This window comes from Micromonospora sp. NPDC048842 (assembly GCF_040649935.1).
Lineage (GTDB): Bacteria > Actinomycetota > Actinomycetes > Mycobacteriales > Micromonosporaceae > Micromonospora > Micromonospora hortensis.
Genome location: NZ_JBEZGK010000007.1, coordinates 219,874 through 236,841 on the forward strand (window position 1 = coordinate 219,874; position 16,968 = coordinate 236,841).

Consider the following 16,968-nt stretch of genomic DNA (forward strand, 5'->3'; position numbering starts at 1 on the left):
CTCTTCCCGCCACGGCCGGAGCTGGTCGGCTCAGGCCCTCCTGTCCCGGGTAGCGCGGTCCAGCGCGCGGTCCAGGACGACCAGTAGTGCGTCCCGCACCGAAAGCCGGTCGCGGGCATCGAACTGCACAAGGGGTACATGATCACCGATGGCCAGCGCCCACCGGATCTCGCCGAGTTCCAGGGCCAGCCGCCCGTCGAAGGCGTTGACCCCGACGACGAACGGCAGCCCGGCCCGCTCGAAGAAGTCGATGGCCGGGAAACAGTCGTCCAGCCGGGCGCTGTCCACCACCACCAGCGCGCCGAGCGCTCCCCGGGCCAGGTCGTCCCACATGAAGCCGAACCGGGTCTGCCCCGGCGTGCCGAACAGGTAGAGCTTCAGGCTGCGGTCGATGGTCACGCAGCCGAAATCCATTGCCACAGTGGTGGTGGTCTTGGTGGACCGGGCACCCGGGTCGTCCACGCCGATCCCGGCGGTGGTCATCTCGGCCTCGGTGGTCAGGGGCGCGATCTCGGAGATCGCACCCACCGTGGTGGTCTTGCCGACCCCGAACCCACCGGCCACCAGGATCTTGACCGGGATCGGCGGTGCGGCCGGCTTACCGGCCGGAGGCGGTGCCGACCCCGCGCCGGCCGGGGGCCGGTACGGAGGCGGTGCGGTCGGCGGTGGGCCGGCCCGCCCGACTATCGGCCCCGTGCCCGGGGACATGCCGTAACGGGCGGCGGCGCTGTTCGCGGCGACCCCGCCGAGCGGGGCGACCGGCCATTCAGGAGATCGCACGGAGTCCATCAATCACTCGCAGGATGAGATCGGGGTCGACAGCGTCGTCGGTGTCAGTCACGTGCACGTCCAGGTGCCCGGCGGCGCGTAGGTCGCCGACCAGGACCCGCGTCACGCCGAAGTGCAGTCGGGCGCGGGCCGAGATCTCGGCCACCGAGATCGGCTCGGCGCAGAGCGCGATGATCGTCTGAAGTTCCGGTGCCAGCAGCGCGCCGGGTGGGCCGGCCCACCCGGCGCTGTCCATGCGGGCGGTCACCTGGGTCTCCAGCCCGATCGCCGGGTCGGCACCCGCGACCCGCCCGGAGGTGAGCACGAACGGACGGGGACCAGGCGGTTGGTCCCCGTCCGGCTCCGGCTCGGGCAGCGCCGGTGTCGCCGCCGGGCCCACCCCTGTCGGGGGTGACGTGCGCAGGTACGGCCGGATCCGAACCCTCGGGTCCGGGTCCGGATCCTCGCCGGCGACGTCGGGGGTCACTGCTGAACGGCGTTCTTCAACTCGACGATCAGTCGCGGGGTCAGGGCGCCACCGGCCCGCCCGGCGAAGAGCGTCATCTCGTACGCGACGGTGCCCAGGTTCGCCGAACGGTCGGCAACCACCCCGAGCACGGAACCGCTGCTGATCGCGCTGATCAGCAGGTAGCCGTCGGCCATGTCGACGATCACCCGGTTCAGTCCGCCGAGGGCGTACCAACTGGCGGCCCCACCGGCGAGGCTGGTCATTCCGGACACGACGGCGGCCAACCGCTCCGCGTTGGACCGATCCTTGATCGCCGACATGGCCATCAGCAGACCGTCCGAGGAGACCGCGATCGCCTCCAGTACCCCGGCGGTGCTGGAGGTGAAGGAGTCCAGCAGCCAGTTGAACGTACGGGCCTCCGGGCTGAGGTCCCCATTGGCGCTGGGCTGACTCTGGTCGACATTGTCGTGCAGGAAGGGGCTGGTCACCGTGATGATCCTTCTTCGTTCCGGTGGTCGGGGCTGACTTCGCGGAGAGCGCGGGCGACGCCCGCCTCGAACTCGCTGATGAGGTCGCGGACCTCGTTCGGGTCACCGAGGTTGGTGCTGGGCGGTTGGCAGACCGGGATGGCGGTGAGGTTCGCTCCCGGCACCCGTCGACTCAACCGGGGCCGCTCCGGTGCGGCATCTGTCGAGCCACCACCACGCGGCACCGTGGGGCCGGCGCCTCCCGGGGTGGTGGGCAGGTCGACGGTCGTGCCCAAGTCCACCACGGCCGCTCCGGCGCCGGCCGACGGGTCGCTGGCCGTCCGCGCCGACGCGCCGTCGAGGCCCGGCGCCACGTGCAGCTCGGCGCGGCGTACACCGGCTTGGAAGGCCTCGACCAGCGCGCGGGCGGCGGCGGGGTCCGCGCCGGTGGCGTCCACCGGCCGGGTCGTCGGGGCGGTGGCGTGCAGCGTCGCCCCGGGCACCCGCTGCCGCACCCGTGGCCCGCCCGGCTTGCCCACCGGTTCCGGGTTCTGGGGTTCGGGAACGGCCTGCTCCGGCTGGCCCCGACCGAACGCGTTCCAGGACGGGCCGGCGTCCAGGCTGAGCGTGGCCCGGCTCAGCAGGTCCGAGTCGAAGCGGGCCGGCGCGGCGACGGCCACCGCGCTGGGCCGCGCTTCGTGCTCGGGGTTGGGCGTCGCCGCCGTACGCCGGTCCCGATCCGGCACCGCCGCGCGGGCCACTGTTGCCCCGGCGCGATCGGCGCGGCGCAGCACCAGCGACGTCGACGGGATCTCCAGCTGTGCGGTCACCCCTCCGCCACCGGTGGCCGCCAGAGCGATCTGCCAGCCGTGGCGACGTGCCAACCGGCCCACAACGAAGAGACCGAGCACCTCGGTCGGGGCCAGGTCGAGCCGTTCCCGGCGGGTCAGCCGGGCGTTCTCCTCAGCCAGCCGTTGCTCGCTCATGCCGATGCCGTGGTCCACCACTGTGAGCCGTGCGCCGAGGCCGGACATCTCGGCGGCCACCAGCACCCGGGTGTGCGGCGGAGAGAAGACCGTGGCGTTCTCCATCAGCTCGGCCAGCGCCAGGACGAGGTCGCCGACCACCGCCGGCGCGGCCGAGACGCCCGCCGGCACCTGCACCTCCACCCGGGTGTAGTCCTCGATCTCACCGAGCGCCAACCGGACCACGTCGGCCAGCGGCACCGGCGCGGTGTGCGCGTCGGCCCCGGCCGAGCCGGAGAGCACCACGAGGCTGCCGGCGTTGCGCCGCAACCGGCTGGAGATGTGGTCGAGTCGGTACAGGTGCTCCAGGCGGCCCGGATCGGCCTCCTGCTGCTCCAGCCGGTCGATCAGCGCGATCTGCCGACCCACCAGGTTCTGGGTACGCCGTCCGACGTGGCCGAACATCTGCGCCACGTTGCGTCGGCCGGCGACCTGCCGTTCGACCAGTTGCGCCGCGGTGTTCTGCACCCTGTCGAAGGCCCGCGCCAGGTCGCCGATCTCGTCGTTGGCGCGGATGTCCACCGGCTCCAGCCGGACCGCTTGGTGTCTCTCCGCCTCGTCGTCGGTGACCCGGACCAGCTCCGCCTCGGCGACCCGGGCGACCCGGTCGGCCGAGCGGGTGAGTCGGGTCAGCGGTCGGGCCACCGTCCGCGCCACCGCCACGCTGAGCAGCACCACAAGCGTCAGGATCAACGCCGCCGCGGCACCGACCAGGTACGCGGCGGTCAGCGCGCGCCGCTGCTCGGCAGTCACCTCGGCGAGCACGTCGGCGATCAGCTTCTTCTCGACGAACTGGCCGAGGCGGATCATCGTGCGGACAGCCGGGAAGAGCGCCTCGATCGGCACGTCCTCGACCGCGGCGGCCGGATCCCGGGCGCTCCTGACCAGGAAGTCGGGTTGGGTACGCGCGGCCACCGCGGCGTCGTTGAGCTGGGCCACCTTGAGCTGCTCGGGCGTGATCAGGCTGCGGAAGCGCGAGTTGTCGACCATGAGCGCGGCGATGCACGCCACGTACCCGGCGGTGGTGTCCGGGGTGCCGATCGCCTTGACCAACAGGCTCAGGGTGGCGCAGGTGCCCAGGCCCTCGTCGGCGCGGAGCAGCCCGTCGAGGGCGAGCACCTGACGGCCCGGCAACGTGTCGGTGTCCACCCCGACCACCAGCCGCAGCGACTCGATGATCCCCTTGTTGACCGGGCCGAACGCGTCCATCACCTGACCCGGTTTGGCGGCCCCGGCCAGGACTGCCGTGCGCAGCTCGACGAGGCTGGACACGCCGTCGAGGGCGCTGTCGACCTCGTCGGTCAGCGCGTCGCTCCGCGCCGCCCGCAGGTCGGCCACCCGATCGTCCACGTCGGCGGACTTACGGACCAGCTCACCGCGTTCGACCCGGCCGAGCAGGAAGCCGACGGAGAGGATGCGTTCCTGCTGGAGGTCCTGGACCAGGCTGCCGACCCGGCTGGCGAGCCGGACCCGTTCGGCGGTGTCGCCGGCCCGCTGTGCCGCGGTGATCCGGTCGAGCATCACCGGCACAGCCAGGCCGACCATGCTGAGCAGCGGGATCACCACGAGCAGCGCGAGCTTGCCGCGGATCCGGAGCCTACCGAGCAGCATCGAACGCCCCCCACTGTGCGGTCTCCGGGTCACGGGCCACGCCGACCGGTTGCAGCGCACGAGACTCGTCGGTCGGCGGTTGCCACGGGTCGCGCTGCGGCGGGGTGTCGGGACTCTCCGCATGGGTCGCGGCCAGGGCGGCCCGCCGTTGTGCCCGGCGACCGGCGGCGACCAGCAACGCGGCGAGCCAGGCCAGCAGCAGGACGGCGACGACACCCGCCCCGGCGGTCAGCCAGCGGTCCCGGTCGAGCCGGTCGATGCGCTCGGCCAGCAGGGAGTCCAGTTCGGTGAGGATGACCGGCTGAAGTTGGCGGGCGGAGCGGTGCGAGCTGACCGCTGCGGCACTCAACTGGCCCGGGTCGACCACGCCGGTCTCCTTGGCCGGCAGGGAGTACCCGGCGAGCGCCTCCACCGAACGCTGGTAGGTGTCCAGCGGGGTCAGCACGTTGGCACCGAGGTCGGTGCTCTCCGAACCGTCCACGGCCGAGCGCAGGTTGTCGACGAGGTCCGCGGCGGGGGTCAGGGCGGACACCCGCAGGCCGGTCAGCTCCAGCAGGCCGCGCGGTCGCTCGGCGGCCGGCCGGCGGGAGACGAGCGTGGCCAGGTCGGCCAGCCGACCGGCGCCGACCACCGCCTCGGGCAACTCCTGGCCGGCGCTGTCCTGGAGGAAGAACGAGTCGGCCTCGGGGTCACGGACCAGCCCGGAGCTCTCCCGGACCTTCCGGTGCAGGGCCAGCAGCAGGTCGGAGACCTCGCCGTACGCGGTGTAGGCGGCCTCGGGGTCGGTGGCGTTGCGGCCGCGCAGCGCCTCCAGCTTGGCCCGCACGCCGGCCCAGCGTTCCTGGCTGAGGAGTTCCCCGCCGATGCGGGCGTCCACAGCGGCGGCCTTCTCGACCGCCCCGTTCAATGCCTCCCGGGCGACGGGCCGGCCGTTTACCGCGTTGGACTGGGCCTCCACGAGGGCGTCGGTGACCGCCGCCAGCGCGGTGAGGTACTGCACGCCGAGCCGTTCCCGGGCGGCGAGGTCCCGGTCGTCGGTGACCTGCCGCCAGTTCGACGTGACGAGTAGGCCCAACGGCGCCAACAGTGCTCCGATGAGCAGCAGGGGCAGCAGCCGGCCCAGCGTGGACGGCCGTCGACGGGCCCGCGGCGCGGGGACTGTCATGTGTGTCTCCTCCGGCGTGGGGCGCTGATCGGCGCGGCGTCGGGCTGGCCGACAAGTCCCGTGCACCGGACCGGAAAACTAATCGAACCCCCGCCTGGTCAGACCTCACTCGTCGAGTCAGGTTCGCGTCACTTCGAGCCATGTCACCATTTGTCCGCGTTACCGCCACGCTCTGTGTCCGCTGTGGGTGTGACATGGAGGGATCGAGGTGGATATCCGCGGAAGATCGGAATTCACGGGATCCGAACTCAACTCACTGTGCCGCGTCGGACGTTGCGCGCTCGCACCCCATCGCGCACCGATCGGGGCAACCGGACGGACGTACGGCGGATCTCAGCCAACGCTCAGGCTGTGGGCCGTACCGTGTGCCGCATGACATCGCCGTCGCCGGCCGCGTGGTTCCGGCGTGCCCTGCCCACCCGCCGCCGGGCGATCGCCGCCACGGTGGTCGTCGTGCTGCTGGCCGCCGCCGTGACCTGGGCGGTGTGGCCACAGGGACCGGGCGTACGCACCGAGAGCGCGATGCTCACCGTCCGCTCCGGACCGACCGGTGACCAACCGGTGAACCTGGACACCACCCTCTACCTGCCGGATGACGCCTCGTCCGGTCGGAAGGTGCCGGCGGTGCTGCTGGCGCACGGGTTCGGCGGCACGAAGGAGTCGGTGCGCTCCGACGCGGAGGAGTTCGCTGGGCGCGGCTACGCGGTGCTGACCTGGACCGCGCGGGGTTTCGGCCGCAGCGGCGGTGAGATCCACCTGGACAACCCGGACTACGAGGTGCGCGACGCCGAGCGGCTGCTGGACTGGCTGGCCGCGCGGCCGGAGGTGCGCACCGACGCCGCCGGCGACCCGAAGGTCGGTGTTGTCGGCGGCTCGTACGGCGGTGGGTTGGCGTTGCTGTTGGCCGCCCAGGACCGTCGGGTCGACGCGATCGTGCCCATGATCACTTGGAACGACCTGTCCCGCGCGTTCCTGCCGGAGAGCACCGGCGCAGCGCCGACCGAGGGTGTGTTCAAGAAGGGCTGGGCCGGCCTCTTCTTCGGCGGGGGCGGCAACGTGGGCTCCGGCCCGGCCGGGCTCTCCGGCGCTACCGCCGCCCAGCCGCAGGGCGCTCCGGCGTCGGCCGGCCCGCCCAGCCCCGGGCCGGGCGCCGGCCCCGGCACCGGTCCCGGTGGCGCCCCGGCCGGTGCCGCCGACCCGTCCTGCGGTCGGTTCGCCGCCGACGTCTGCGCCGCGTACCTCCGGATCGCCACCACCGGCCGCGCCGACCAGGCCGCCGTGGACCTGCTGCGCCGCTCCAGCCCGGCCGGTGTGCTGGACCGGATCAAGGCCCCCACCCTGCTGGTGCAGGGCGAGGCGGACACCCTCTTCCCGCTCGGTGAGGCGGACGCCAACGCGCGCGGCATCGCCGCCACCGGCACCCCGGTACGGGTCGCCTGGTTCACCGGCGGGCACGACGGTGGCAGCGGACCCCGCTCGGACGAGGACCGGGTGAAGTTCCTGACCGTCCAGTGGCTCGACCACTACGTCAAGGGCGAGGGCGACGCGCCCGGCGACGACTTCACCTGGTCGCGGATCGCCGGGTTCGACGCGCTCGACAGGGGTCTCGTCGCCACCGGTTTCCGCCGCGCCGACTACCCGGGCCTCACCGGCAACGCCCGCCGGGAGGTGACTGTCACCGGCCCGGCGCAGCCGATCGCGAACCCGCCGAACGGCAACCCGGCGGCCATCTCCTCGATCCCGTTCGCCGGCGGGCTCGCCTCGCTGCTGGACGGCGTGGCCGGCGACGTGCCCGGCCAGCACGCCCAGTTCGAGTCCACCCCGCTGACCGAGGCGGTGGACGTGGCCGGTGCGCCCACCGTCACAGTGCGGGCCGCGTCGCCGACCGGCGAGGCGGTGCTCTTCGTCAAGCTCTACGACGTCGACCCGGACGGCGCGGCCACCCTGCCGAACGGCCTGGTCGCCCCGATCCGACTCACCGGCCTTCCGCAGCAGGTGCAGGACGCCCGCCCGGTCACCGTGACGCTGCCCGGGATCGTCCGCCGGGTGGAGGCCGGGCACCGGCTGCGGCTGGTGGTGGCCAGCTCCGACCAGGCGTACACCACGCCCGCCGCGCCGACGGTCTACACGGTGGCCGCTGACGGCGCGGTCAGCCTGCCCACTGTCAGCGGTGAGCCGATCCCCACCGCCGCGACGATCTGGCGCTGGGTGCTCGCCGGCCTGCTCGCCGCCATCGTGGTCGGGCTCGTCGTGGTCGTCGCCCTGGTCCGCCGCCGGCACCGCCGCCAGGACCGGTCGGTGCACCCGGAGTACGCGGACACCCCGCTGGCAGTGCGCGCGCTACGCAAGGAGTACGCGGACGGCTTCGTCGCCGTGTCGAACGTGGACTTCGAGGTGCACCCCGGTCAGGTGGTGGGTCTGCTCGGGCCGAACGGCGCCGGCAAGACCACCACCCTGCGGGTGCTGATGGGGCTGACCCAGCCGACCGCCGGGGAGATCTACGTCTTCGGTCGTCGACTGGTGCCCGGCTCGCCGGTGCTGTCCCGGATCGGGGCGCTGGTGGAGGGGCCGGGTTTCCTGCCGCACCTGTCGGGTCTGGACAATCTGAAGGCGTACTGGCGGGCCACCGGGCGGCCGTGGGAGGACGCACAGTTCGACGCGGCGCTGGAGATCGCCGGGCTGGGTGACTCGGTGCACCGGAGGATCAAGAACTACAGCCACGGGATGCGCCAGCGGCTCGCCATCGCGCAGGCCATGCTCGGTCTCCCCGAACTGCTGGTGTTGGACGAGCCGACCGACGGGCTGGACCCGCCACAGATCGCCGAGATGCGTCGGGTGCTCCAGCGGTACGCCACTGACGGCCGGGCGGTGCTGGTCTCCAGTCACCTGCTGGCCGAGGTGGAGCAGACGTGCACGCACGCGGTGGTGGTGAACAAGGGCCGGATCGTGGCGTCCGGGCCGGTGGAGGAGATCGTGGGCGAGTCGCCGAGCGTGCTCTTCGACGTCACCGACCCGGTGGCGGCGCGAGCGGTGCTGGACCGGCTGCACGGGGTCCGCGTGTTGCCGGAGAGCGACGGCCAACTGGTGGTCGACACCAACGGCACGGCCCGCAGCGAGGTGGTGGCGGAACTGGTGCGCGCCGGCATCGGGGTGGACCGGGTGGTGCCTCGGCGGCGCCTGGAGGACGCGTTCCTCGCCCTGGTGGGCGAGAACTCTCGGGGAAGCGGTGACCGGTGATGGCTGCTGTTACTGACGCGGGTGAGGCCCACGGTTATCGGCCGTCGGCCACCATGCCGTTCGCGGCGGAGTTCCGTCGACAGGCGTCCCGACGGCGGACCCAGTTGGCGCTCGGGTTCATGGTGTTGCTGCCGCTGATCATCCTGATCGCGTTCCAGTTCGACTCGGGCGGCGACGACGACAACGGTCGCAACGAGTTCGCCAGCCTGGTCGAGCTGGCCACGTCGGGCGGGCTCAACTTCACCCTGTTCTCGATCTTCGTGTCGGCGTCGTTCCTGCTGGTGGTGGTCGTAGCGCTGTTCTGCGGCGACACGGTGGCCAGCGAGGCGAGCTGGGGCAGCCTGCGGTATCTGCTGGCGATCCCGGTGCCCCGGGCGCGGTTGTTGACTGTGAAGCTGGTGGTCGCGCTCGCGTACTCGGGATTGGCCCTGATCCTGTTGGCCGGCACCGCGCTGCTGGCCGGCACCCTGCGCTACGGCTGGTCGCCGCTGCGCAGCACCGTCGCCGCCGAGCTGGAACCCACCGAGGGGCTGCTCCGGTTGCTGGCCGTGCTGGGCTACCTGGCTGTCGTACTGCTGGTGGTGGCCGGCCTGGCATTCCTGCTGTCGGTGATCACGGACGCCGCGCTGGGCGCGGTGGGTGGTGCGGTTCTGCTCTGGATCCTGTCCAGCATCCTGGACCAGATCACCGCCCTGGGCGCGCTGCGCGACTTCCTGCCCACCCACTTCAGCACCGCCTGGCTGGGTCTGCTGTCGACTCCGGTGCAGACCGACGATGTGGTGCGCGGCTGCATCTCGGCGATCAGTTACGCGACGCTGTTCTGGGGGTTGGCGTTCTGGCGCTTCACCCGCAAGGACATCACGTCGTAGGTGGGCTGCTCGGGTCGGCCTTCTTCCAGGCGCTGACGCCGATCCGGCCGGTGTTGCCGAGGTCGATCGGACCGTCCGCGTCGACCTCTTCGGCCGGCTGCCCGGCGGCGGGCGCCACAGTCAGGAACTCGCCGTTGGTGGCCACCACAGTCGAGTCGGTGACCAGGTTGCGCCAGAGCACCACGGCGGTGGCTCGCTCCCCGGCGGCGAGGGTGACCTGCCGGGGTGGCTGGTCGAAGCCCGAGGTGATCTCCTTGGCGCCGTTGACCACCCGCAGCATGACCGGCTCGCGCGCTTCGTCGAACACGTGCAGCACCGGGTACCCGTCGAGCTGGTAGGGGCGCTCGCCGCAGTTGACCAGCTCCAGGCCGAGGGCGCGCAGGCCCATCGCGGCGTCCCCGCCGGTCGACCGGATCCGAACACCGGTGGCCGGGCACTCGGCCGGCGGCTCGGTGCTGGCGGTCGGGCCCGCTTCCGCCCTCGGCGTGGGGGGCGGCCCGCTCGGGTCCCCACCCTGGCCCCGATGGTCGCCGGGAGTGCAGCCGCCGAGCGCGAGAGCTATCGCGACCGTCGCGCCTATGCGTCGCCGTGCTGCGGTGTCGCGGGAGATCATCTGTTGATCCTCGCCCACCTGCGCAGCACACCGCTGCCCGGCCCCGGCCTCGCCGGCTCTCCCTGCGCCGCCACGTGAACCGGTGGGGAACCCCTCCTGGTGCGCCTTTCGAGCTGAATCGCTTGTGACATCACCGGGGGAGGGTGCGGACGTCCTCGTTCACACCGTTTTCACGAGGGATTATCCCACCAGCAAGGAAATTATGACTTTCGATGTTCTGATGCCTCAGGATCGACGAGACCCATCCACTATCTTCGATGGAGGTGCCATGAACGTCTCTCGGCTCGGCGGGCCGACCCTGTCCCTGTTCCGCATCGTGATCGGCCTGCTGTTCACGTTGCACGGCCTGTCCTCGGTATTCGGGTTGTTCGGCGGCAACCCGATGACTGGCAAGGCGGTACCGCTCGGCGCCTGGCCGGGCTGGTGGGCTGCCGTGATCCAGCTGGTCTGCGGCGTACTGGTGCTGGTCGGGCTCTTCGCCCGACCCGCCGCGCTGCTCGCCTCCGGCTCGATGGCGTACGCCTACTTCGTTGTGCACCAGCCGGATGCCCTACTGCCGCTGCACAACGGAGGCGAGCGGGCAGCGCTCTTCTGCTGGGCGTTCCTGCTGGTCGCGGCTCTCGGCCCGGGTGCCTGGGCGCTCGACACGCTGCTCGCTCGGCGTCGCACTGACACCCCCACGGCATCGGCTTCGGCGGCCGAACCCGACGCGGTGTCCGTCTGACCGCATCCGAACCACGCGTCGCCGAAGCCTCGACGAGGCGGCTTCGGCGACGCGCCGGGGTGAGGTGCCCCGTCGGGCCGCACCTCGTCGCTGATGTCGCAGACGATTCAGCTCCAAAGCGAGCGCCTGGGACAGGTCCGACCCGCCCCCGCCGCCGTGTGTGGCGGCGGCCGGACGGGCCAATGCGGGCCAGGTGAGCGCGGGGCGGGGCGGGGTCAGGCCGGCGGGCGCTGGGTGAGGACCGCGTCCAGTAGGCCGGGGTAGAGCTCGTCCAGCTCGTCCCGGCGGAGCCGGACGAGTCGGCTGGTGCCGGCCGCCCGGGTCCGGGTCAGCCCCGCCTCGCGCAGCACCTTGAGGTGGTGGCTGCGGGTTGCCTTGGAGACGCCGAAGTCGAAACTGCCGCAGGCGGACTCGCCGCCCTCGGCGAGCGCCCGGACGATCTGTAGCCGCACGTCGTCGGCGAGTGCGGCCAACACGCTGGTGACCGGTACGGCGGTCAGGTCGGGCTCGTGCGGCTCCATGTGACCAGTGTAACCCTTGTTCGACAACTATCGAACGACGCCCTATGGTCGGTGTCGTTGGTTCGACGATACTCGAACATTGGAGTTGCCGATGCGATCCCGCGCCACCGCGTTCCCACTGGTCGCAGTGCTCGGCTGGGGCGTGATGTTCCCGATCCTGGCCAGCGCGCTCGACCGGGTCGACCCGCTCAACCTGACCACCGCGCGCTACCTGCTGGCCGCCGTCGTCCTGGTCGCCATCCTGCTGCTCCGCGAGGGTGCCGGCGCTCTCCGGCACGGTGGCCGGGCGCTGGAGGTGGTGGTGCTCGGAGTGGTCGGCTTCGCGGGCTTCAACCTGCTCACCAACCTGGCGCTCGAACACGCCGCTCCGCAGCAGATCTCCCTCTTCGTGGCCACCACCCCGGTGATCACCCAGCTCGTCCGCTGGGCCCGCGACGGCGTACGCCCGAAGCCACTCCTGCTGGCCCTCTCCCTTGTGGCGCTCCTCGGCGTCGGTCTGGTGATCACGCGCGGCAGCCTGGCCGGGCTCGGCCAGTTCGGCCTCGGCGGGCTCATGATGATCGGCGCGGTGCTGGGCTGGGGCATCTACACCCACGGCGCCAGCCGGTTCGGCGAGTGGTCACCGCTGCGCTTCACCACACTGACCGCGCTCGCCGGCACGGCCGCCATGCTCGTCCTGAGCGTCGGCGCCGACGCCGTCGGCTGGCAGCACGCGCCGGCCGCCGCCGACCTCGTGGCGGTCGCCCCGCAACTGGCGTACGCCGTGCTGGTGGGTGCCGTGATCGCGGTCCTGGCCTGGAACACCGGCGTGCAGCGACTCGGTGCCGCCAACGCCGCGCTGTTCATGAACCTGGTTCCGGTGACCACCTTCGCGGTGCAGATCGCCCGCGGCTACCGCCCGGAGCCCGTCGAACTGGTCGGGGCCGCCATCACGATCGCCGCCCTGGTCGCCGCGAACCTCGCCGCCCGGCCCCGGACTACGTCGCTGCCGCGGCCGAGCGCGGTGACGGATCCGATCGCGGTGACCGACCCGGTGGCGGTGAGCGCCCGCTGACCCACTACCTGGGATCAGCGGTAGCAGCGACCGACAGCGTTGTCCTAGACTCGACGGCACAACTGAATACCTCATCCAGAGGGGCTGAGGGATACGGCCCGACGACGCCCCGGCAACCACCCCGCGCGCTCACCGCTGAGCGACCCGCGGGGCAGGTGCCAATTCCGTCCCCGCCGCACCGTGCGATGCGGGGAAAGATGAGAGGACTCTCGACATGACGTCGACGCTCGTCGCCTCCGGCATCGACACCTCCGCAAGCCCCGCCCGCGCCCTGGTCTGCCGTGCCTGTTCGGCCCGCTACCCGCTCGCCGCCCAGCACGCCTGTTACGAGTGTTTCGGCCCGCTGGAAGTCGACTACGACACCGCAGCGCTGGCCGCCGTCACCCGCGAGCAGATCGAGGCCGGCCCGAACAACATCTGGCGGTACGCCGCGCTGCTCCCCGCCGGTCAGGACCCGGCCAGCCGGGTCACCCTCGACCCGGGCCTGACCCCACTGGTGGCGGCCCCGCATCTCGCCGCCGAACTGGGCATCACCGCGCCGCTCTGGGTCAAGGACGACAGCGCCAACCCCACCCACTCGTTCAAGGACCGGGTCGTCTCGGTGGCGCTCACCGCCGCCAAGGCGCTCGGCTTCAGCCGGTTCGCCTGCGCGTCGACAGGCAACCTGGCCAACTCGGTGGCCGCCCACGCGGCCCGCGCCGGTGCGCCCTCGGTGGTCTTCATCCCCAGCGACCTGGAGCAGGGCAAGGTCATCACCACCGCCGTCTACGGCGGCGAACTGGTCGCCATCGACGGCTCGTACGACGATGTCAACAGGCTCTGCGGTGAGCTGGTGGAGACCGACGAATTCGAGGACACCGCGTTCGTCAACGTGAACGTCCGGCCGTACTACGCGGAGGGCTCCAAGACCCTCGGCTACGAGGTGGCCGAGCAGCTCGGTTGGCGGATCCCGGCGCAGGTGGTCATCCCGATGGCCAGCGGCGAGCTGCTCACCAAGATTGACAAGGCGTTCTCCGAACTGGTGGAGATCGGCCTTGTCGAGGCGCCCGCTGACGGCTGGAAGGTCTTCGGCGCGCAGTCCGCCGGTTGCAACCCGATCGCCGTCGCCCTGCACACCGAGACCGACACGATCGTCCCGGTCAAGCCCACCGGCATCGCCAAGTCGCTCAACATCGGCGACCCGGCGGCCGGCCTCTACGCCCTGGAGGCGGTCCGCCGCACCGGCGGCTGGATGGAGTACGCCGACGACGACGAGATCCGCGCGGGCATTCGCGATCTGGCCCGTACCACGGGGGTCTTCGCCGAGACCGCGGGTGGGGTAACAGTGGCCGTGCTGCGCAAGCTGGTCGAGTCCGGTCGTCTCGACCCGACGGCCGAGACCGTCGTGTTCAACACCGGCGAGGGTCTGAAGACCATCGACGCGGTGGCCGGCCAGGTCGGGCCGACCCACCACATCAAGCCCTCGCTGCGCGCCGCCCGCGACGCCGGCCTCCTCGGCTGACGGGCTCACTCGGAGCAAGGGGCCGAGTCGATCAGTCGGTAACTGGGTTTTCGCTGTGAGTGTGGAAAACCCGCCGCTACGGACTTGACGGCAGGAACCGGACGGCGCAAGATGCTCCGTGCGGGAGGGCATTTCGCCGAAGACTTTTGAAGTTCTTGCGACCCAACGCCGGAGGCGTTGTGCGAGTGTCCCTCCCGACCAACGTTCGATCGGGCCAGCGAGTAATTCGCTGGCCCGGTCGCTTTTGTAAGGTGCACGCTCACTGGCATGAGCATCACCATCGCGTCGTTCGACGGCGCCGACCGGACTTCCGTCGACGAGGCGTACCGGATCGGGTCGGCGGCCAACGACGCTGATCTCCCGGACTTCCCGCCCTTCTGCCGGCGCCGGTTCGACGCGATGTTCCACACGCCGATGCCCGGCACCCTGTCGCTCTGGGCGCTGGCCCGCCTGGACGGCGTGCCGGCCGGCTACCTGCAACTGGACCTGCCGCAGCTCGACAACACCGACAACGCCACCGCCGAGCTGCTGGTGCATCCGCGGCTGCGGCGCCGGGGCGTCGGCCGGGCCCTGCACGAGTACGGGCTGCGCCTGCTCCGCGAGCACTGCCGCAAGCGGGTGGTGGCGATGGCCGTCTCCGCGCTGCCCGGCGGCGCCGCCCGAAGCGTGGCCGGTGACGCGTTCGCCGCCGCGACCGGCGCCCAGCCCGCCCTCGCCGAGGTGCGTCGTCGGCTCGACGTCGGCGAGATCGACCGGGTCGCTCTGCGGGCGGCGCTCGCCGAGGCCCGACCACGAGCGGAGGGCTATCACTCCGTCTGCTGGCAGGGTTCCACCCCGCAGGAGTACGTGGCTGACATCGCCTACCTCGACGGCCGGCTGCTGATGGACGCGCCGATGGGCGACGTGCAGTGGGAGCCTGAGCAGGTGGACGCCGAGCGGATCCGCGGCAACGAGCGGGCGCTGGACGCTCGGGGCCGCCGGCGCTACCACCTCGGGATGCGGCACGAGGCGTCCGGTCGGCTGGTCGCCTGGACGCTGCTGGACGTGGGCGCCTCCGCCGACTGGCACGCGTTCCAGCAGATCACCATCGTCGACCCGGCCCACCGTGGGCACCGGCTCGGCCTCATCGCCAAGGCGGAGAACCTGCACCACCTGCTCACCCACGAGCCGGCGGTACAGGTGATCGACACCTTCAACGCGGCCAGTAACAGCTACATGGTGTCGATCAACGAACAGCTCGGTTTCCGCCCGGTGGACTGCTGGACCGACTGGCAGCTCACCCTCTGAGCCGACAGTTCACTGGGCCGTCCGTTCCAGGTGCTCGACCAGCTCGCCGACCGCGGCGTGGCCAACCGGCTGCCGACCTCGCGCAACATCTCGTCGCTGACGTACGCCGGGAAGATCCGCCGGTACCGGTTGCCGAGCGGGGCGCCGTAGGTGAGCAGGGCCACCCGCCGGCGGCAGTGGTCGGGCAGTTGAAGGATCGTCACCGCCGCGAGCACGCTGCCGTGACTCTGCCCGGACAGCAGCACAGCGTTCCCATCGGCGGTGAGCTGCCCGATCCGGCGGGTCAGCTCGGGGACCGCCCGCTCGACGTAGCACGGCGGGGCGAGCGGATGTGCGGCACGCGGCCAGAAGGTGGCCGGCTCCCAGAGCACCCCGACCAGCCGGATCGCGCCGGATCGGTAGGCGACAAGCCCCATCACCGCGAGGACCGTGGCGAACAGCCCGATCAGCAGGGCGCCCAGGTCGGTCACGAAGATCACCGGACGGGCCAGCGGCTCGCCGCCGAGTCGCAGCGCGAGCGCACCCGGGCCGGGACCGATCACCGAGAGCCCGGCCGCCGCCAGGGTGAGCAGCGCCAACACCACGTACGCGGTGGCCAGCAGCCCTCCGAGTCGATCCGTCAGCCGGGCGCGCACGATCGCGTCGCGGACGGCCCGGACCCGTTCCGGGGCCGCCCGGGAGGCTTCCGGATAGTCCCGCCGGATCAGCTCCTCGGCCTCCCGACGGCGACGAGTACGGCGAAGCCGGGGCACGAGCACAGCCGTCACGACCACCAGGAGCACTGCGAGGGTGAAGCCGAGGGTGACCCAGCGGTAGGCGATCGGCGGCGACAGCGGTGGCGCGCCGGGCGGCAGCGGCCGTGCGGGCGTCGGGCTGGACCCACGGCCGCGGCCAGCAGCAGCCAGCCGGGCACTGTTGCGTCGTGCGGCGCCAGAACCAGCAGCAGAGCCACATCGAGCGTGCCCAGCGCCACCGCGATGTGAACCGAGCGCAGGCGGCGCAGCAGCGACCGTGTGTCCCAGAAGGCGGCCGAGTCGAGCCGGTCCGCACCCACACCGGGCGCGTGGTCGCTGTCCTCGGGGAGCTGCCAGGTCCGGGCACCGAGCCGCCAGATCAGGACGATAGCGATGATCGGCGGTACGGCCAGCAGCGCGAGTCGTTGCCCGGGCGGCACGTCGCCCAGCCAGGACAACTCGCGCCGCCCCTCCAGGCACCTCGGGTAGGCCGCGCACTGCCACGCGATCAGGTCGACTGACACCCCGACGGTGGAGAGCACGTACATCGCGGTCATCGTCGCGGCCAACAGCCGGCACAGCGCCCGCGCGGCGTGGCCGTCGCGTCCGGTGACCGGAAGCATCCAGACCGCGATGTTGCTGAGCATGAACGGCAAGAGCAGGACCAGGGAAAACGTCCGGGTGGCGGTCCCGCCGGTCAGCCTGCTCCAGCGGTACGCCTCAAGCGTCACCCCGTTGTGGTCCGTGGCGGCACCGTAGCCGGGCCGTGGGCGGTAGAAACCGGCGTTGTCGTCGCCTGCGACCCGCGCGACGATCGGTCGGTACTCAGGCATGAGCCGCTGTCGGGCATTCGCGCTACTGCTCGCGGACCGGACTCAGGCATGAGCCGCTGTCGGGCATTCGCGCTACTGCTCGCGGACCGG

At 72.0% G+C, this 16,968-nt stretch carries 15 protein-coding genes and 1 riboswitch; of the genes, 6 read left to right on the plus strand and 9 right to left on the minus strand.

What is annotated here, in order from left to right; translation table 11 throughout:
* Nucleotides 1–30: 30 nt before the first annotated feature.
* The 5 genes from AB0C19_RS12845 to AB0C19_RS12865 are packed head-to-tail and all read right to left on the minus strand — an operon-like array spanning nt 31 to nt 5,505.
* The gene (locus AB0C19_RS12845) at nt 31–789 is read right to left on the minus strand and encodes an ATP/GTP-binding protein (RefSeq protein WP_357183671.1); all 759 of its coding nucleotides are present in this window, start codon (nt 787–789) and stop codon (nt 31–33) included.
* Nucleotides 767–1,255 carry a DUF742 domain-containing protein gene (locus AB0C19_RS12850; protein WP_357183674.1) on the minus strand — a complete coding sequence of 163 codons (489 nt, stop codon included), beginning with the start codon at nt 1,253–1,255 and terminating at the stop codon, nt 767–769. The genes AB0C19_RS12845 and AB0C19_RS12850 overlap by 23 nt, the downstream gene beginning before the upstream one ends.
* Nucleotides 1,252–1,725 carry a roadblock/LC7 domain-containing protein gene (locus tag AB0C19_RS12855; protein ID WP_091402960.1) on the minus strand — a complete coding sequence of 158 codons (474 nt, stop codon included), beginning with the start codon at nt 1,723–1,725 and terminating at the stop codon, nt 1,252–1,254. Before AB0C19_RS12855 ends, AB0C19_RS12850 begins: the two co-directional genes overlap by 4 nt.
* Nucleotides 1,722–4,340 (minus strand): nitrate- and nitrite sensing domain-containing protein, encoded by a 2,619-nt coding sequence (locus AB0C19_RS12860; RefSeq protein WP_357183677.1) that lies wholly within the window; start codon nt 4,338–4,340, stop codon nt 1,722–1,724. Before AB0C19_RS12860 ends, AB0C19_RS12855 begins: the two co-directional genes overlap by 4 nt.
* Nucleotides 4,327–5,505: a hypothetical protein gene (locus AB0C19_RS12865; RefSeq protein WP_357183680.1), complete on the minus strand. Its 1,179-nt coding sequence runs from the start codon at nt 5,503–5,505 to the stop codon at nt 4,327–4,329. Before AB0C19_RS12865 ends, AB0C19_RS12860 begins: the two co-directional genes overlap by 14 nt.
* Before the next feature lie 372 nt (nt 5,506–5,877).
* On the opposite strand from AB0C19_RS12865, the gene AB0C19_RS12870 reads away from it, so the two are divergent.
* Complete coding sequence (locus tag AB0C19_RS12870; RefSeq protein WP_357183683.1) at nt 5,878–8,742, plus strand: alpha/beta fold hydrolase; 2,865 nt, start codon at nt 5,878–5,880, stop codon at nt 8,740–8,742.
* Complete coding sequence (locus AB0C19_RS12875; RefSeq protein WP_357183686.1) at nt 8,742–9,611, plus strand: ABC transporter permease subunit; 870 nt, start codon at nt 8,742–8,744, stop codon at nt 9,609–9,611. Before AB0C19_RS12870 ends, AB0C19_RS12875 begins: the two co-directional genes overlap by 1 nt.
* On the opposite strand, the gene AB0C19_RS12880 is transcribed toward AB0C19_RS12875, so the two are convergent.
* Nucleotides 9,601–10,224, minus strand: coding sequence for a DUF4232 domain-containing protein (locus AB0C19_RS12880; protein WP_357183689.1), 624 nt, complete (start codon nt 10,222–10,224; stop codon nt 9,601–9,603). The two genes, AB0C19_RS12875 and AB0C19_RS12880, sit on opposite strands and share 11 nt — an antisense overlap.
* Nucleotides 10,225–10,492: 268 nt before the next feature.
* Between AB0C19_RS12880 and AB0C19_RS12885 the strand changes: the two genes are divergently transcribed.
* Nucleotides 10,493–10,948, plus strand: coding sequence for a DoxX family protein (locus AB0C19_RS12885; protein WP_357183692.1), 456 nt, complete (start codon nt 10,493–10,495; stop codon nt 10,946–10,948).
* A 215-nt stretch (nt 10,949–11,163) separates the two neighbouring features.
* Here AB0C19_RS12885 and AB0C19_RS12890 read toward each other — a convergent pair whose 3' ends face one another.
* The gene (locus tag AB0C19_RS12890) at nt 11,164–11,469 is read right to left on the minus strand and encodes a metalloregulator ArsR/SmtB family transcription factor (RefSeq protein WP_196920009.1); all 306 of its coding nucleotides are present in this window, start codon (nt 11,467–11,469) and stop codon (nt 11,164–11,166) included.
* A 91-nt stretch (nt 11,470–11,560) separates the two neighbouring features.
* Between AB0C19_RS12890 and AB0C19_RS12895 the strand changes: the two genes are divergently transcribed.
* The 3 genes from AB0C19_RS12895 (at nt 11,561) to AB0C19_RS12905 (ending at nt 15,311) form a co-directional block, all read left to right on the plus strand.
* Nucleotides 11,561–12,523, plus strand: coding sequence for a DMT family transporter (locus AB0C19_RS12895; RefSeq protein WP_357183696.1), 963 nt, complete (start codon nt 11,561–11,563; stop codon nt 12,521–12,523).
* Between the two features lie 68 nt (nt 12,524–12,591).
* Nucleotides 12,592–12,727: riboswitch (SAM riboswitch) on the plus strand.
* Nucleotides 12,728–12,737: 10 nt separating this feature from the next.
* On the plus strand, nt 12,738–14,024 hold the full coding sequence (gene thrC / locus AB0C19_RS12900) for a threonine synthase (protein WP_357183699.1): 1,287 nt from the start codon (nt 12,738–12,740) through the stop codon (nt 14,022–14,024).
* A 267-nt stretch (nt 14,025–14,291) separates the two neighbouring features.
* A complete protein-coding gene (locus AB0C19_RS12905) occupies nt 14,292–15,311 on the plus strand; it encodes a GNAT family N-acetyltransferase (protein WP_357183702.1) in 1,020 nt (339 codons plus the stop codon).
* On the opposite strand, the gene AB0C19_RS12910 is transcribed toward AB0C19_RS12905, so the two are convergent.
* Both AB0C19_RS12910 and AB0C19_RS12915 read right to left on the minus strand, forming a co-directional pair.
* A complete protein-coding gene (locus AB0C19_RS12910) occupies nt 15,236–16,078 on the minus strand; it encodes a hypothetical protein (RefSeq protein ID WP_357183704.1) in 843 nt (280 codons plus the stop codon). The two genes, AB0C19_RS12905 and AB0C19_RS12910, sit on opposite strands and share 76 nt — an antisense overlap.
* Nucleotides 16,075–16,878 (minus strand): hypothetical protein, encoded by an 804-nt coding sequence (locus AB0C19_RS12915; protein WP_357183707.1) that lies wholly within the window; start codon nt 16,876–16,878, stop codon nt 16,075–16,077. Before AB0C19_RS12915 ends, AB0C19_RS12910 begins: the two co-directional genes overlap by 4 nt.
* Nucleotides 16,879–16,968: the final 90 nt, after the last annotated feature.

Excerpts from the sequence above, each read along its gene's own strand:
- AB0C19_RS12885 (WP_357183692.1), top strand. The coding sequence starts at position 10,493 with ATGAACGTCTCTCGGCTCGGCGGGCCGACCCTGTCCCTGTTCCGCATC.
- AB0C19_RS12915 (WP_357183707.1), bottom strand. The coding sequence starts at position 16,878 with ATGCCTGAGTACCGACCGATCGTCGCGCGGGTCGCAGGCGACGACAAC.
- AB0C19_RS12875 (WP_357183686.1), top strand. The coding sequence starts at position 8,742 with ATGGCTGCTGTTACTGACGCGGGTGAGGCCCACGGTTATCGGCCGTCG.
- AB0C19_RS12905 (WP_357183702.1), top strand. The coding sequence starts at position 14,292 with ATGAGCATCACCATCGCGTCGTTCGACGGCGCCGACCGGACTTCCGTC.
- thrC (WP_357183699.1), top strand. The coding sequence starts at position 12,738 with ATGACGTCGACGCTCGTCGCCTCCGGCATCGACACCTCCGCAAGCCCC.
- AB0C19_RS12860 (WP_357183677.1), bottom strand. The coding sequence starts at position 4,340 with ATGCTGCTCGGTAGGCTCCGGATCCGCGGCAAGCTCGCGCTGCTCGTG.
- AB0C19_RS12895 (WP_357183696.1), top strand. The coding sequence starts at position 11,561 with ATGCGATCCCGCGCCACCGCGTTCCCACTGGTCGCAGTGCTCGGCTGG.
- AB0C19_RS12865 (WP_357183680.1), bottom strand. The coding sequence starts at position 5,505 with ATGACAGTCCCCGCGCCGCGGGCCCGTCGACGGCCGTCCACGCTGGGC.
- AB0C19_RS12890 (WP_196920009.1), bottom strand. The coding sequence starts at position 11,469 with ATGGAGCCGCACGAGCCCGACCTGACCGCCGTACCGGTCACCAGCGTG.
- AB0C19_RS12870 (WP_357183683.1), top strand. The coding sequence starts at position 5,878 with ATGACATCGCCGTCGCCGGCCGCGTGGTTCCGGCGTGCCCTGCCCACC.
- AB0C19_RS12845 (WP_357183671.1), bottom strand. The coding sequence starts at position 789 with ATGGACTCCGTGCGATCTCCTGAATGGCCGGTCGCCCCGCTCGGCGGG.
- AB0C19_RS12880 (WP_357183689.1), bottom strand. The coding sequence starts at position 10,224 with ATGATCTCCCGCGACACCGCAGCACGGCGACGCATAGGCGCGACGGTC.